Raw genomic sequence first — 12,638 nt, 5'->3', positions numbered from 1 at the left:
GTTTTACCCCGTTAGTACCCGTTATCGTCCCGGCCCCTCCCCCCACAGCAATTTGTGCAACTGAACCTGCATGCGTACCGGCAGCCGATCCCCCAAGATCCATTCCGCAAGGACAGTCGGGTCCAGTCTGCCATGGACCGGAGAAAACAATACAGGACAAATACGGTCCAACCGATGCTTACCCATCATCTCGACCGCCCACCGGTAGTCGCCTTCGTCACAGAGCACAAACTTTACCTCATCATGGATCGTAAGGTGCTGAATGTTGCTCCAGAGATTTTTTTCCACCTCTGCGGAACCGGGCGTCTTGAGGTCCAGGATCCTGGACACGCGCTCATCCACGCCGGATATATCCAGCGCACCGCTGGTTTCCAGTGATACCGAATAACCCGCATCACACAGCAATCGAAGCAAAGCCAGGCACTCTTTTTGAGCCAGAGGCTCGCCCCCTGTTACGGTAACATGACGCGCCCCATGCCTTGCCACCTCCGGGAGAATAGCGGCAAGGGACATGCGTTCGCCCTCGTGGAACGCATACGCAGTATCACAGTAGCCGCAACGCAGGGGACAACCGGTGAGCCGTACAAAAACAGTGGGTAGTCCCACACGACTGGTTTCTCCCTGCAGGGATAGAAAAATCTCGTTGACCCGCAAGCTCGCGGTTTCCGCGGAAGATGTAATCTTCCTGGACAGATGTGGGAAATGCGGGGATAGGGTCTGAACCATATATACAGGACGGAAGCCGGCAGGGAAATGTCCTGCCGGCACACACCGCTACTTGATACTGGTTAACCGTCGTTTGGCTTTGTCTGCTGCGTCGCTGCCGGGATATCTGACGATGACGCTTTCCAGAGTTGTCCGGGCGGCATCTTTTTTATTCAACTCCAACTGGCTGCTGGCTATATTCAGCATCGCATCCGGTACCTTAGGGCTGTCCGGATAGGTTTTGATCAGCGCTTCCTGTGCGGCAACGGCATTCTTGAATTCGCGCAATGCATAAAAGGAATTTCCGATCCAGTAGTGGGCACTGGCAGCAAAACTTGATTCGGGATAAGACCTGAGAAAGCTGTTGAAGCTGGATATGGCTTCCTTGTACTTGCCTGTCTTGAACAGGTCGTATCCGCTCTCATAGGCGCGGCCAGCGGAGCCCTCGGCGACGGGATTCCTGTTGGCAGGCGTATCGTATTCGGACGAAACTGCAGCAGTGGACGCAGTTCCTTTCGCTCCCTGACCGGAATTCAGACCTGCATTGGAATCAATGGCGGAGCTGGATGCAGCGGGGGAGGATACGTCCGACCTGGAAGCCCCTGTCCCATCGGCTCCTTCCGCCTGCTCCAGCCGCCTGAGCCGGTTATCGAGATCAACGTAGAAATCCCGCTGCCGTTTCTGCGCCAGTTCATTTTCATTGACCAGCACCTCTATCTGGCCCCGTAACCTGTTCAGATCGAGCCGCAGGCTTTCTATCTGGCTGTGAAGCTCCAGTAATGGCCGGCTACCGAGATCTTCTTCGAGTCTGCCAACACGAGATTCCAACGTTTGTCCCTGATTCCGCAGTTCACCCATCGAAGCCTGCTGCGCGACCATACGGCGCGGCGCTCTGTCATCATCGAAGGTTCTCGCATGAACCGAACCACAGACAATCAGAACCGACAGCAGGAAAGCGCGCGGGAGCATGGTTATTCACCCTGATAACGGATATCCACCCGGCGGTTTTCAGCCCATGCAGCCTCGTCATGACCCATTGCATGGGGCTTTTCCTCGCCCAGGCTCACAGCCTCGATCTGCCCTTCCTGGGCACCTGATAGCGTCATTGCATACTTGACCGCATCCGCGCGGCGCTGACCCAACGCCAGGTTATACTCGCGGCTGCCGCGCTCGTCCGTGTGCCCCTGCAGCAACACCCTGGAATTGGGATGCTCACGCAGGTACTTCGCATGTGCCGCGACCAGAGACCTGAATTGATCCTTTACTACATAGCTGTCTAAATCGAAATAAATGCTGCGCTTGGAAAGGATGCTGTTCGGATCGGTAAGCGGATTGAGGGTTGGGGATGTGTAATCCTCAGCCTGCATGCTCTCCCTTTGCGTGGCCGCATCCCTGGATCGATCTCTATCTTCCATATCCTCGTCGCCGGGCTGCTTTGTCTGGCTGGCGCAGGCCGTCAACAGGCTGATCAATAACACGCCCAAAACTTTTTTCATTTCTGTTCCCTTTTAGGTTAGCCAAAAATACACTGGAATTACTGTAGACGCCGTAGCGGACCCCACGCCGGTTCTCTTATATCACCAGCCTGAGTTGAAAGCTGTTGTCGCGTTCTCCCGTCACTCGAAACCGCGGATAATATACCACGGCCCCGTATTTCAGTTGCATAAAGAACCATTCTGCCGTTAGGGGCAAAACTTGGCGATTCGTCGAATTTCGAATCCGTGAGCAACCGCACCTGGCCGGTCGCAAAATCCTGAATCGCAACGTTGAATCTATCCCCGCTGCGGTGGATAAAAGTAAAACCCTTTCCATCAGGACTGTAACGCGGACTCACGTTGTAGCTTCCCTCGAAAGTAAGACGTTCCGCAACCTTGGATACACCTCCTGTGACAGGCATCCGATAAATTTGAGGACTGCCGCCACGGTCAGAGGTGAAAATGATATAACGGCCATCCGGCGAAAAACTTGGCTCGGTGTCGATGCCGGAACTTTGAGTAAGGCGCTGGAGTCCTCCGCCATCGGAGTTGATCAGAAAGATTTGCGATCCACCCATTACAGATAGCACAACCGCAAGCTTCCTGCCATCCGGGGACCATGCCGGCGCACTATTGCTCCCCCTGAAATTTGCGACCGCCTTGCGTGTCCGGGTCGCAAGGGTCTGAATGTAAACCACGGGCTTCTTGTTCTCGAAGGAGACATATGCCAGTCGCGTGCCGTCCGGGGACCAGGCGGGCGATATGATCGGCTCCGTATATTCAATGACCGGCTGGGCATTGAATCCGTCTGCATCCGCCACCTGGAGCGAGTATTTCTTCCCCTGCTTGATCACGTAGGCAATGCGAGTGCTGAACACGCCAGCATCGCCGGTCAGCTTTTCGTAGATCATGTCAGCAATGCGGTGGGCGGCGGCGCGCAGTTGCTCCGGCGGCACTGTCTCGACATAATTTCCCAGTTCTGCCCGCCTTGCCACATCCAGCAACCGCACGCGGATCGATATCTGCCCTCCGGAGACGGGTATCGCGGTACCAATGGCGAGCGCGCTCGCACCACGACTGATCCAATCCGGATACGAAACCTCGACCGGTTCATGCGGCCGCAGCCCTCCGGCATCGACCAGCTTAAATAATCCTGTACGGCGCAGATCGGCCGAAATGACGGGGGTAAGGCTTTGCGCACCCAGTCTTTCCTCTTCCGCAAAGGGAACTATCGCCACAGGAATCTGGTTGGCGCCTCCACCGAAAATTTCGATGTTGAGAGCGGCCTGCACCGGCGAGCAGACCAGCCACAAGAAGAACAAAACGGCAGCAGAGCCGGAAAGTTTATGCGAGCGGGACGGCATGGGCAGCATAGCAATGGCCATAAGTTAATTTTGAAACAACAGATTATACCAGTCATTCAAGGTAATGCACCTTGACACTCAAGTTGCGGAACTTCGGAAAAAGCGCAGGATCGGGCGGCAGCGGAAGCGGCCTGGACAAGGCAATAGCCCGCTCTACCGCACCGTCGAAAGCAGCGAATCCACTGCTCTTGCGCAGCCTGACATCGAGGATATCACCCCCCGGAAGCACAGTAACATCGAACTCGACGACCGGGTTTCCAGGCAGATCCTGCGGCATCACAATATTCCTTCTTATCTTGGCAAGAATTCTCGCCTTATATTCGTCAATCTCCTTCGCCAGTCGCGCTTGCGCCGCCGCTTCAGCCTGAAGCCTGTCGCGTTCTCCCTGTTCGCGCCGAAGCTGCTCCACCTCCGCTGCAACCCGCGCCTGCTGTTCTTTCTCCTTCCGTTCCTTCTCGGCTTTCTCCTTCCGTTCCTTCTCCTTCTGTTCCTTCTCTTTCCGTTCCTTTTCTCTTCGTTCTTCTTCTCTGCGTTCCTTCTCTTTCCGCTCCTTCTCGGCTTTCTCCTTCTGTTCCTTCTCTTTCCGTTCCTTTTCTATTTTTTCTTCTTCTCTGCGCTCCTTCTCTTTCCGCTCCGTCTCAGCTTTTTCCTCCCGTTCCTTTTCCCTCTGCTCCTGTTCCTTTTTTTCCTGCAGTTCTTTTTCCTTACGCTCTTTTTCCTTACGCTCTTTCTCCAGTTGCCGCTTGTTTTCTACCGGTTTTTTTTCCGGCTTGGGTTTCTCGGTTTTCTCCTTTATGGCGATATCAGGTTTAGGGAGAGGCGGCGTTTCCGGCTTCGGCACTGGTTTTGTTTCGGGCGGCTTTACCTCCGGAGCCGGCTCAACCGGCTTGGGCGGCGGGGGAGGCGCTGCCCTTACCACGGGTGCCGGTGCAGGCGGAAGGCTGCTCCATAAATCCACCATCATCCCTTCCGGTGACTCGGTTTTCCAATTGAGGCCGAAAATCAGGAAAGCAAAAAAAACGAGGTGAACCAGCACTGCCAGCACTGCCGCCGGCACTCGCCCTGGTTCAGGTCGAACGAATTTTCTCAACGCCATGGCATTCGTATTCGTTGTGGGCGTCTAACCCAAACTTACAAGCAAACTCGTTTAATAGTCTGGAGGCAAACACAAATTCCAGCGTCAAGACACGCTGAATGCATGGAAACATATCTTTTGCAAGCAGCAAAAGCTTGCAACGGGGTAGCGCGAACAAGCGGCCGACCCCCACGGAAGGACTGCAAAGGACGACTGCAAATCCGAATTTTCAGAGGCGTGCTCATTTCGGCCGGGCCAGCAGTCCCACCTTCTTCACCTGCTGCTGTTGCAGAATATCCATCACGTTTATCACTTCCTCGTAGCGCACATTTTTGTCGCCGGCAATCACCACCGGCTGCTCGGCATTTGCCGCCTGTTTCTGTTTGATCACCTCGACAAGCTCCTTACGACTGACCTGCTTCTCGCCCTCTCTGACAGAGCGATCATTCAGTGCCAGAATACCGTTGGCCTTGACAATCACCTCTAGCGGAGCAACCGGTGGCGACAGCGACTTCCCGATCTGCGGCAGGTCAATCTCGCCCGGAGTGATGAGCGGCGCCGTGATCATGAAAATGACGAGCAGCACCAGCATCACGTCAATGTAGGGTACGACGTTTATCTCATTCATCAGGCGCCTTCTGGCGCGTCGCTCAGTCACAATCTCCGCTCTCCGAAACTATCCTTATTCACGTTCCTAGCCGCCGGCCTGCCGCTGCAGAACATTCGACATTTCTTCCATGAAGCTCTCGAACCGCGTGGCCAGCCTGTCCATACTGCTGGCATAGCGGTTATAAGCGATAACCGCGGGGATCGCGGCAAACAGGCCCATGGCGGTGGCAATCAACGCCTCCGCAATGCCGGGCGCAACGTGGGAAATGGTGGCTTGGGCGACATTGGACAAACCGCGAAATGAATTCATGATGCCCCAGACGGTGCCGAACAATCCCACATACGGGCTCACGGAGCCGACCGTCGCAAGAAAAGAGAGATGCGATTCAAGACGATCCATTTCACGCTGGTAGGTCGCGCGCATGGCACGACGGGTACTGTCCATGGCCGTGCCGGTATCCATTCCCGGCTGACGCCTGTGCTTCATGAATTCCCGAAAACCCGCCTCGAAGATCCGTTCCATGCTGCCTGCGGTATGACGGGAAGCAGCAGCGCTCTGGAAAAGCGCATTGAGATCGGTTCCCTTCCAGAAAACATTCTCGAATTCATCGCACTGCCTCTCCGCCTCGCGGATGACAAACAGTTTGCGAAAAATGTACCACCATGACATCAGTGAAGCGATCACCAGCAGCAGCATCACCAACTGCACTGGCAAACTCGCGCTGCCGATGAGCTGAAAAAGGGACATATCCTGGCCAACAGTCAGATTCATGATAATTTTCCAAGCTTGAGACGCAGGGCAGCAGGGACGCTCACCGGTTTCAGACTATCCACTCCCACGCATACCGCCTGCACGGTAGCGGTAGCTAGCGTAACATCGCCTCGCAAGACCCGTTGCGCGATCGTGATGCGGCTTCTGCCCAATTCCGCTGCCTGCGTTGTAATGTGCAGCAGGTCATCCAGCAGGGCCGGTTTAAAGTATTCAATGCCAAGCGAACGTACCATGAAAATCACCTTATGAATCTGACTTAATGAATGAATATTGAACCCCAATTCGCGCAACCATTCGTAGCGGGCACGCTCCATGAAATCGAGATAAGTTGAATGATAAACCACGCCGCCTGCATCGGTATCCTGATAATAGACGCGGACGGGTAAAGAAAAGGGAACCTCGGAACCTGAGTAAGACATCTTTATCTGATCAATTGAGAAATTGATGCCGACATCGCAACCGGTTCGCCGGCTGCTACGATTGCATCACGGGAAATTTACTACTGATTCTCATCCCACAAATCCCCGCTGAGTCCATTCCTTGGCAGCGCCAGACCAAAATGCTGATACGCGATAGATGTCGCCATGCGCCCGCGGGGAGTGCGCTTCATATACCCCTGCTGGATCAGGTAAGGCTCGAGCACGTCTTCTATGGTTCCGCGCTCTTCGCTGATGGCGGCGGCAAGGTTATCGACACCGACCGGACCGCCGCCGAATTTTTCCATTACGGTGAGGAGCAGCTTTCTATCCATTACATCGAGTCCGATTGCATCCACGTCCAGCATGAGCAGGGCGGCGTCGGCGACCTCGCGGTTAATGCGGCCCTCCGCCTTGACTTCTGCAAAGTCACGCACGCGTCGCAGAAGACGATTGACAATGCGAGGCGTTCCACGCGAACGGCGCGCAATTTCAGTGGCGCCATCGGGAGAGATGTCTGCTCCCAACAAGGCAGCAGAGCGCATAACGATCTGGGTGAGTTCTTCGACTGAGTAGAATTCCAGGCGCGAGATGATGCCAAAACGGTCACGCAGCGGATTGGTCAGCATGCCGGCCCGGGTCGTGGCCCCCACCAGGGTAAAAGGCGGCAAATCGAGCTTGACCGAACGTGCCGCAGGGCCTTCGCCGATCATGATGTCGAGCTGGTAATCCTCCAGTGCCGGATAGAGAATTTCCTCCACGACCGGGGAGAGACGATGGATTTCATCTATGAACAAAACATCGTTGGGTTCGAGATTGGTCAGCAGGGCGGCAAGATCGCCTGGACGTTCCAGCACCGGGCCGGAAGTCTGGCGCAGTCCCACGCCCATCTCCTTGGCAATGATGTGCGCAAGGGTGGTTTTACCAAGACCGGGCGGACCAAACAGCAGTACGTGATCGAGCGCTTCCCTGCGTCGCCTTGCCGCCTCGATGAATATCTGCAACTGCCCGCGAATTTTTTCCTGGCCTATGTATTCGGCCAGATGCTTCGGCCGCAGCGCCCGCTCCAGATCCTCTTCTTTAAACGAAATGGGGGCGGGGGTGATCAGGCGGTCTGTTTCTATCATTCCCAATTCAAAAAGCGGCTATCCCGCCCGGTTTTCTGCTGGTTGTATTGGATTGCAGAGATAAATTCATTTCAGGAAATCGGGGGCTCCGGAGCGGTAATCCGAAGGATGGGATTTTCCCACTGCCCATAAAGACGTTATTTCTCTTTTGACAAGAGCTTCAATGCCTGTTTTATGCCGTCCGAAACGGAGAGATCCACGGATAGCTGCCTGACCGCCCAATTAGCCTCGCGATCATTATACCCTAGAGACAACAGGGCATTCAGCACATCGCTTCCCATTGCTGAGGGGCGCCGGGCTCCCGTTGCACCCGGAATCGCGGACACGACCAGGTCAAGTTTGTCGCGCAATTCCAGCAGCAAGCGCTCGGCCGTCTTCTTGCCGATGCCGGGAATCCTGATCAGACGGGCAGGATCCTGATCGGACACCGCCTGCTGCAAGTCAGCCACGCTCAGGCCGGATAGTAAAGCAAGCGCAGTTCTCGCCCCAACGCCGGAAATTTTGACGAGCTGGCGAAAAGCCTGCCGCTCGCCTTCGGTAGCGAAACCGAAAAGCAGATGCACGTCTTCGCGCACGACGAAATGAGTGTGGAGCGTGATTTGCGTGCCGACGGCCGGCAGGTTGTAGAACGTGCTCATGGGCACGTCGATCTCATAACCCACACCCTGGACGTCAACCAGCACCAGCGGGGGAAATTTTTCCAGCAGGAGCCCGCTTATTCTGCCGATCATATGAGGCGCCCCCGTTTTACCCGGTAACCGGCGGTCGACAGGGCGCCGAGCCCTAGGCCTCCATGGGCATGGCAAATAGCACAGGCAAGGGCATCAGCGGCGTCCGCCCCAGGCTGGCCGGTGAGGCGCAACAGCCGTCTTACCATTTCCTGCACCTGTTCTTTCCGGGCGTGGCCTTCACCGACCACCGCTTGCTTGATCTGCAGCGCCGTATACTCTGCAACGGACAGATTATTCAGCACTGCCGTGCATATCGCCGCTCCGCGCGCCTGCCCAAGCATCAAGGTGGATTTTGGATTGACATTGACAAACACCTGCTCGATCGCGACGTGATCAGGCTTGTGCTCTGCGATGACTTCGTTGAGGTGATCCATGATGCATTTGAGGCGCAACGGCAATTCACCCTCAACTGTCCTGATGCGGCCACTGCTGACATAGACCAGTTTGCCGCCGGTCTTGTCGATGATTCCAAAACCGGTTAGCCGCAGGCCTGGATCTATGCCGAGTATACGGATTTGATTGCCTTTTTTCTGCCGGAAAAAACCTGCTCAGTCGATCACCGCAGTTGTATAGACTTCCTGTACATCGTCGATGCTTTCCAAAGCATCGAGCAGTTTTTGCATTTTTACCGAATCGTCCCCGGTCAATTCGGTTTCATTGACAGGCTTCATGGTCACTTCGGCTAGCTCTGCCTTGAGCCCTGCCTTCTCCAACGCTTCCTTCACCAAGACAAATTCATACGGCGCGGTGATGACTTCGATGCTGCCATCATCATTGCTGATAATGTCCTCGGCGCCGGCTTCCAGGGCTACTTCCATCAGTTTGTCTTCATCCGTGCCCGGGGCAAACAGCAACTGGCCACAGTGCTTGAAAAGAAAACCTACCGAACCGTCCGTGCCAAGATTACCGCCGTATTTGGTAAAAGCATGGCGCACGTCTGCCACGGTACGCACGCGATTGTCGGTCATGCAATCGACCAGCACGGCCGCACCGGCAATGCCATAACCTTCGTAACGTATTTCTTCGTAATTCACGCCTTCCAGATCGCCGCTGCCGCGCTTGATCGCGCGCTCCACGTTTTCCTTGGGCATGTTCTGCTCGTAAGCCTTATCGACAGCCAGACGCAATCGCGGGTTGCTGTTCGGATCGCCGCCGCCGAGTCTTGCGGCAACGGTAATTTCCTTGATGAGCCGGGTGAAAATCTTGCCGCGCTTCGCATCCTGCGCGGCTTTCTTGTGCTTGATATTAGCCCACTTGCTGTGACCCGCCATAATTCTATGCCTTGTAGTCCTTATTGAGTCCTTTATTGAAGTGGTGCAATGTTATCACCCCCCGCCCCCAGCATAAAGCCGACAAGAATGAGTTCTTCAAGCGGCCCTCCCTGGTTGATAATCGGACTTACTGGATTCAAACTTACCGGGTTCAGATCGCCACCGATCGGGTTCAAACCGGCCACTGATAGGGCACCACATCGAGCGGCTGGAGTTTGCCCAGGATCATGTTGACTACGAGCTGCGCGCTGCCGGGCGCCATGGTGACGCCGTAGCGATAATGACCGCTGTTGAGATACAGGTTGGAGATCGCTGGATGCACGGAAATCACAGGTATGTTATGAGGTGAAGCCGGCCGCAGGCCTGCCCAATGCGCGACGATCTTCTCCTCAGCAAGAACAGGAATCAGGGCTTGCGCCCTTGCAAGCAATGTTTCCCGCGCTTCGGGCGTCGTACTTTTGTCGAAACCGGCTTCCTCCAGGGTGCTGCCCGCAAGTATGTGCCCGTCCCGACGGGGGATGAGATAAAAATTGTTCCGCTCGTCGAGCACTATCGGCTCGAGCAACCCTGGCCGCACCTTGAACAACAGAATCTGGCCGCGGACCGGCCAGACCTCCAGTGCTTCCGCATGCTCGGCCAGAAGCCGCCTGCTCCATGCTCCCGCGGCAACAACATACTGCCCTGCAGAATGACGCTCGCCCGCCACCGTACTGATGGATTGGACGTACCCCCGCTCGATCTTCCAGCCTGTAATCTCGGCATGCTCGACGATTTTACCGCCAAGCCCCTTCACCGTCTTTATCAACGCCTGCAGCAAACGCGGATTCCTTACCTGGCATACCTCGGGCAGCCAGAGCGCGGCCGTGTCGCGCACGAGCGAAGGAGCTATTTGACTGGATTGAACCTCCTGCACGGATATGGCGTGACGTGTGCACCAGCGTTCGGCCAGAAGCATCCGGCTGTATTTATCAAACGTCCCCGGTTCGACATAGGCTTGGGAGGAAGAATCGGGCAGCACCAGCATGCCGCTGGCCTGATATTCCGGATCGACGCCCGTTTCCGCCTGCAACGCTTCAACAAATTGGAGAAACAGATAAGCACTAAACTGTGTAAGCTGTGTGACCGCTTCCGGATAGTCCCATGGCAACAATGGCGAGAGTATACCGGCCCCCGCCCAGGATGCTTCCTGACCGCAAAGATTGCGCTCAAGTACGGTAACTGTCGCGCCCGAACGCAATAATTCCCACGCGGTGGCAAGCCCGACAACTCCGCCACCGATCACGATCACATCGCTGCTCAAAAATTATTCCTTCAACAAGCCTCCGCACAGAATAACAAAAGCGGTTCTGTGATGAAACGCAATTCGAGCAGCTGTTTACAAGACCGATGTGTTCTACAGGGCAGTCAAAAAACTTTATATCGGGAGAGTGAGCCGGTATAATGCACGTCCCCTCGCACCTATGGGCCGTTAGCTCAGCCGGTAGAGCAGCGGACTTTTAATCCGTTGGTCGGCAGTTCGAATCTGCCACGGCCTACCAAATAATCAATCACTTGTGACTTATTAGAAACTGGAATTCCTTTTGTTTTTCCAGAATGTAACCATTTTGTAACCGCCTCAGCCTTTTTCCAGTCAGTTCCAAAAAATTTTGGGACTGCTTGTTTTTGCGGGGCCTCCTTAAATTTAAGAAGACCCACACACCTAAAACCTAAAATCGTAAGACGGTTGAGCCCCAGGTGATCTCGGCTCAGTTTTTCCTACTGCACGCCCTCAAGTTCAGCCGGCGCTAACTCGCTTTCTCTTTCCCCCTTTTCCCCTTCCTTCACATTCTTGCGGGCTCTGTTGTTTTTTGATGTGATACGTGCAATTTTCTTCTTTGCTTCGATAGCTTTTTCTCCCTCCATTACTTCACGCTTTATAACCTCGGCTGTTAGTACGTCGCGAATTTGATCTGTGTCAATACGAACATCAGGCGAAATGCGGCGTAACTCCCGTCGAATGACATCAAGAACCGGATCGATCTGAAGGATTGCTCCTATAAAGAAACGAGATAATGCCTGCTTTTGCAAGTGGTATTCGCCCAGTACTGATCGTTGCCATCCTTCTTTACAGCACAAATAAAGCAATTCAACATCGGTTGAAGACCGTGAATTCAGTGCGGCGAAATCTATACTTACCACCAGTTCCTGATTTATCGGTTTTGAAAAAATGACGCGATAAACACGCCAACACATTCCGTTTGTAAGCAAAACCCAATCCACCCCTTGATTGGCAGCATAATCTACCGCCTGTTTCAGATGGTTGTCTTTGAGGTCAATTCCAATTGCCTTTACTTCAATGAGCGTTTGGAGTGTGCCGTCTATCTTGATTCCAAGATCACAATACGTACCTCGGATAGCATATTCAGATGTAATTTCCACGTACTTATCAAAGCCAAAAATATCGGCCAACATATCCTTGATAATTGTAACTGTGTCAGCTTCTCCAGCGTCTCTTGTTTTCGCCGCCGCCAGAATCGGTTGGTACTGTTTTATACCCGACACAATCCTATCGGTTATTTTTTTTGAGATCGACATCTGTTTTTCTCCGCTTTTAATGTTCGAAAGTAGTTAACGATCAATTTCCTGTTCTCTTTATTATTTACTTTCCGCTCCTCCCATCTTGTCAATTTGACAGAGCATCGAGTTTACAACTTCCTACGCTGATTTTTTCCCATACATGGTTACCTCTGCACATTACCTTACCCTTCCTCGAGAGTGGGCTTACCAGCGGTATCCTGGGTGATCTGAAACCATTTCAATTTCCACCCAAACTCCCCATAAGGATTCTCTGCTCCATCGGTCTTTAATATCGAAACCTTGGACCGAGCCGCCAGGCTCATCCCCAGCTTTCCCAGCGCAGCTTCTAAACGGGTCAGCAGCGCCCTGTTGCTGCTCCAGCCTCCGTCTCGCAGCAGAGCCAAGATATTGGCTGCGTGCTCCGCTATCAGCCTGTCAGCATGTGTGGACGATTTACGGGTGATCAGCGGGATTATTTACGTGATAAAGAACGGCCTGCAATGGAAGGATGCTCCCAGAGGCTACGGGCCACACAAG

15 protein-coding genes, 1 tRNA gene and 1 pseudogene are annotated in these 12,638 nt (G+C 54.2%); 2 read left to right on the top strand and 15 right to left on the bottom strand.

The features are described 5' to 3' along the window. Nucleotides 1–21: 21 nt before the first annotated feature. The 13 genes from queE to thiO form a co-directional block, all read right to left on the bottom strand. The gene (queE, locus tag C8R21_RS10205) at nucleotides 22–726 is read right to left on the bottom strand and encodes a 7-carboxy-7-deazaguanine synthase QueE (protein WP_258192349.1); all 705 of its coding nucleotides are present in this window, start codon (nucleotides 724–726) and stop codon (nucleotides 22–24) included. Nucleotides 727–774: 48 nt separating this feature from the next. Further along, nucleotides 775–1,674 carry a tol-pal system protein YbgF gene (gene ybgF, locus C8R21_RS10200; RefSeq protein WP_107762597.1) on the bottom strand — a complete coding sequence of 300 codons (900 nt, stop codon included), beginning with the start codon at nucleotides 1,672–1,674 and terminating at the stop codon, nucleotides 775–777. 2 nt (nucleotides 1,675–1,676) lie between these two features. Further along, on the bottom strand, nucleotides 1,677–2,201 hold the full coding sequence (pal, locus tag C8R21_RS10195) for a peptidoglycan-associated lipoprotein Pal (protein WP_107762596.1): 525 nt from the start codon (nucleotides 2,199–2,201) through the stop codon (nucleotides 1,677–1,679). Between the two features lie 38 nt (nucleotides 2,202–2,239). After that, nucleotides 2,240–3,565: a Tol-Pal system beta propeller repeat protein TolB gene (gene tolB, locus C8R21_RS10190; protein ID WP_107762595.1), complete on the bottom strand. Its 1,326-nt coding sequence runs from the start codon at nucleotides 3,563–3,565 to the stop codon at nucleotides 2,240–2,242. 31 nt (nucleotides 3,566–3,596) lie between these two features. Then, nucleotides 3,597–4,640 carry a cell envelope integrity protein TolA gene (tolA, locus tag C8R21_RS10185; RefSeq protein ID WP_107762594.1) on the bottom strand — a complete coding sequence of 348 codons (1,044 nt, stop codon included), beginning with the start codon at nucleotides 4,638–4,640 and terminating at the stop codon, nucleotides 3,597–3,599. A 220-nt stretch (nucleotides 4,641–4,860) separates the two neighbouring features. Continuing rightward, the gene (gene tolR / locus C8R21_RS10180) at nucleotides 4,861–5,247 is read right to left on the bottom strand and encodes a protein TolR (RefSeq protein ID WP_107762593.1); all 387 of its coding nucleotides are present in this window, start codon (nucleotides 5,245–5,247) and stop codon (nucleotides 4,861–4,863) included. Nucleotides 5,248–5,313: 66 nt separating this feature from the next. Then, nucleotides 5,314–6,000 carry a protein TolQ gene (gene tolQ, locus C8R21_RS10175; RefSeq protein WP_074975032.1) on the bottom strand — a complete coding sequence of 229 codons (687 nt, stop codon included), beginning with the start codon at nucleotides 5,998–6,000 and terminating at the stop codon, nucleotides 5,314–5,316. Further along, a complete protein-coding gene (gene ybgC / locus C8R21_RS10170) occupies nucleotides 5,997–6,419 on the bottom strand; it encodes a tol-pal system-associated acyl-CoA thioesterase (protein ID WP_181258899.1) in 423 nt (140 codons plus the stop codon). The genes tolQ and ybgC overlap by 4 nt, the downstream gene beginning before the upstream one ends. A gap of 80 nt (nucleotides 6,420–6,499) precedes the next feature. After that, nucleotides 6,500–7,543 (bottom strand): Holliday junction branch migration DNA helicase RuvB, encoded by a 1,044-nt coding sequence (ruvB, locus tag C8R21_RS10165; protein WP_107762591.1) that lies wholly within the window; start codon nucleotides 7,541–7,543, stop codon nucleotides 6,500–6,502. Nucleotides 7,544–7,680: 137 nt separating this feature from the next. Beyond that, a complete protein-coding gene (gene ruvA / locus C8R21_RS10160; RefSeq protein ID WP_107762590.1) occupies nucleotides 7,681–8,274 on the bottom strand; it encodes a Holliday junction branch migration protein RuvA in 594 nt (197 codons plus the stop codon). Beyond that, on the bottom strand, nucleotides 8,271–8,789 hold the full coding sequence (gene ruvC, locus C8R21_RS10155; RefSeq protein ID WP_107762589.1) for a crossover junction endodeoxyribonuclease RuvC: 519 nt from the start codon (nucleotides 8,787–8,789) through the stop codon (nucleotides 8,271–8,273). Before ruvC ends, ruvA begins: the two co-directional genes overlap by 4 nt. A gap of 33 nt (nucleotides 8,790–8,822) precedes the next feature. Then, on the bottom strand, nucleotides 8,823–9,545 hold the full coding sequence (locus C8R21_RS10150) for a YebC/PmpR family DNA-binding transcriptional regulator (RefSeq protein WP_107762588.1): 723 nt from the start codon (nucleotides 9,543–9,545) through the stop codon (nucleotides 8,823–8,825). A gap of 172 nt (nucleotides 9,546–9,717) precedes the next feature. Then, a complete protein-coding gene (gene thiO, locus C8R21_RS10145; RefSeq protein WP_107762587.1) occupies nucleotides 9,718–10,845 on the bottom strand; it encodes a glycine oxidase ThiO in 1,128 nt (375 codons plus the stop codon). A gap of 162 nt (nucleotides 10,846–11,007) precedes the next feature. Between thiO and C8R21_RS10140 the strand changes: the two genes are divergently transcribed. Then, nucleotides 11,008–11,083, top strand: a tRNA-Lys gene (locus tag C8R21_RS10140). A 217-nt stretch (nucleotides 11,084–11,300) separates the two neighbouring features. On the opposite strand, the gene C8R21_RS10135 is transcribed toward C8R21_RS10140, so the two are convergent. Beyond that, nucleotides 11,301–12,119: a type I restriction enzyme HsdR N-terminal domain-containing protein gene (locus C8R21_RS10135; RefSeq protein ID WP_107762586.1), complete on the bottom strand. Its 819-nt coding sequence runs from the start codon at nucleotides 12,117–12,119 to the stop codon at nucleotides 11,301–11,303. A gap of 164 nt (nucleotides 12,120–12,283) precedes the next feature. Beyond that, nucleotides 12,284–12,505 (bottom strand): hypothetical protein, encoded by a 222-nt coding sequence (locus tag C8R21_RS10130; RefSeq protein WP_107762585.1) that lies wholly within the window; start codon nucleotides 12,503–12,505, stop codon nucleotides 12,284–12,286. A gap of 40 nt (nucleotides 12,506–12,545) precedes the next feature. Between C8R21_RS10130 and C8R21_RS10125 the strand changes: the two are divergent. Next, nucleotides 12,546–12,638, top strand: a pseudogene (locus C8R21_RS10125) (IS5/IS1182 family transposase); the annotation flags it as partial.

Origin of the sequence: Nitrosospira multiformis, from assembly GCF_003050865.1 — a bacterium.
Classification (GTDB): Bacteria; Pseudomonadota; Gammaproteobacteria; order Burkholderiales; family Nitrosomonadaceae; genus Nitrosospira; species Nitrosospira multiformis_E.
Note: the sequence above shows the minus strand (reverse complement) of the source record. Positions and strands in the feature narration are given on the sequence as shown.

Coding starts and splice junctions, on each gene's coding strand:
- queE (WP_258192349.1), bottom strand. CDS start 726: ATGGTTCAGACCCTATCCCCGCATTTCCCACATCTGTCCAGGAAGATT.
- ybgF (WP_107762597.1), bottom strand. CDS start 1,674: ATGCTCCCGCGCGCTTTCCTGCTGTCGGTTCTGATTGTCTGTGGTTCG.
- pal (WP_107762596.1), bottom strand. CDS start 2,201: ATGAAAAAAGTTTTGGGCGTGTTATTGATCAGCCTGTTGACGGCCTGC.
- tolB (WP_107762595.1), bottom strand. CDS start 3,565: ATGGCCATTGCTATGCTGCCCATGCCGTCCCGCTCGCATAAACTTTCC.
- tolA (WP_107762594.1), bottom strand. CDS start 4,640: ATGGCGTTGAGAAAATTCGTTCGACCTGAACCAGGGCGAGTGCCGGCG.
- tolR (WP_107762593.1), bottom strand. CDS start 5,247: ATGAATGAGATAAACGTCGTACCCTACATTGACGTGATGCTGGTGCTG.
- tolQ (WP_074975032.1), bottom strand. CDS start 6,000: ATGAATCTGACTGTTGGCCAGGATATGTCCCTTTTTCAGCTCATCGGC.
- ybgC (WP_181258899.1), bottom strand. CDS start 6,419: ATGTCTTACTCAGGTTCCGAGGTTCCCTTTTCTTTACCCGTCCGCGTC.
- ruvB (WP_107762591.1), bottom strand. CDS start 7,543: ATGATAGAAACAGACCGCCTGATCACCCCCGCCCCCATTTCGTTTAAA.
- ruvA (WP_107762590.1), bottom strand. CDS start 8,274: ATGATCGGCAGAATAAGCGGGCTCCTGCTGGAAAAATTTCCCCCGCTG.
- C8R21_RS10150 (WP_107762588.1), bottom strand. CDS start 9,545: ATGGCGGGTCACAGCAAGTGGGCTAATATCAAGCACAAGAAAGCCGCG.
- C8R21_RS10135 (WP_107762586.1), bottom strand. CDS start 12,119: ATGTCGATCTCAAAAAAAATAACCGATAGGATTGTGTCGGGTATAAAA.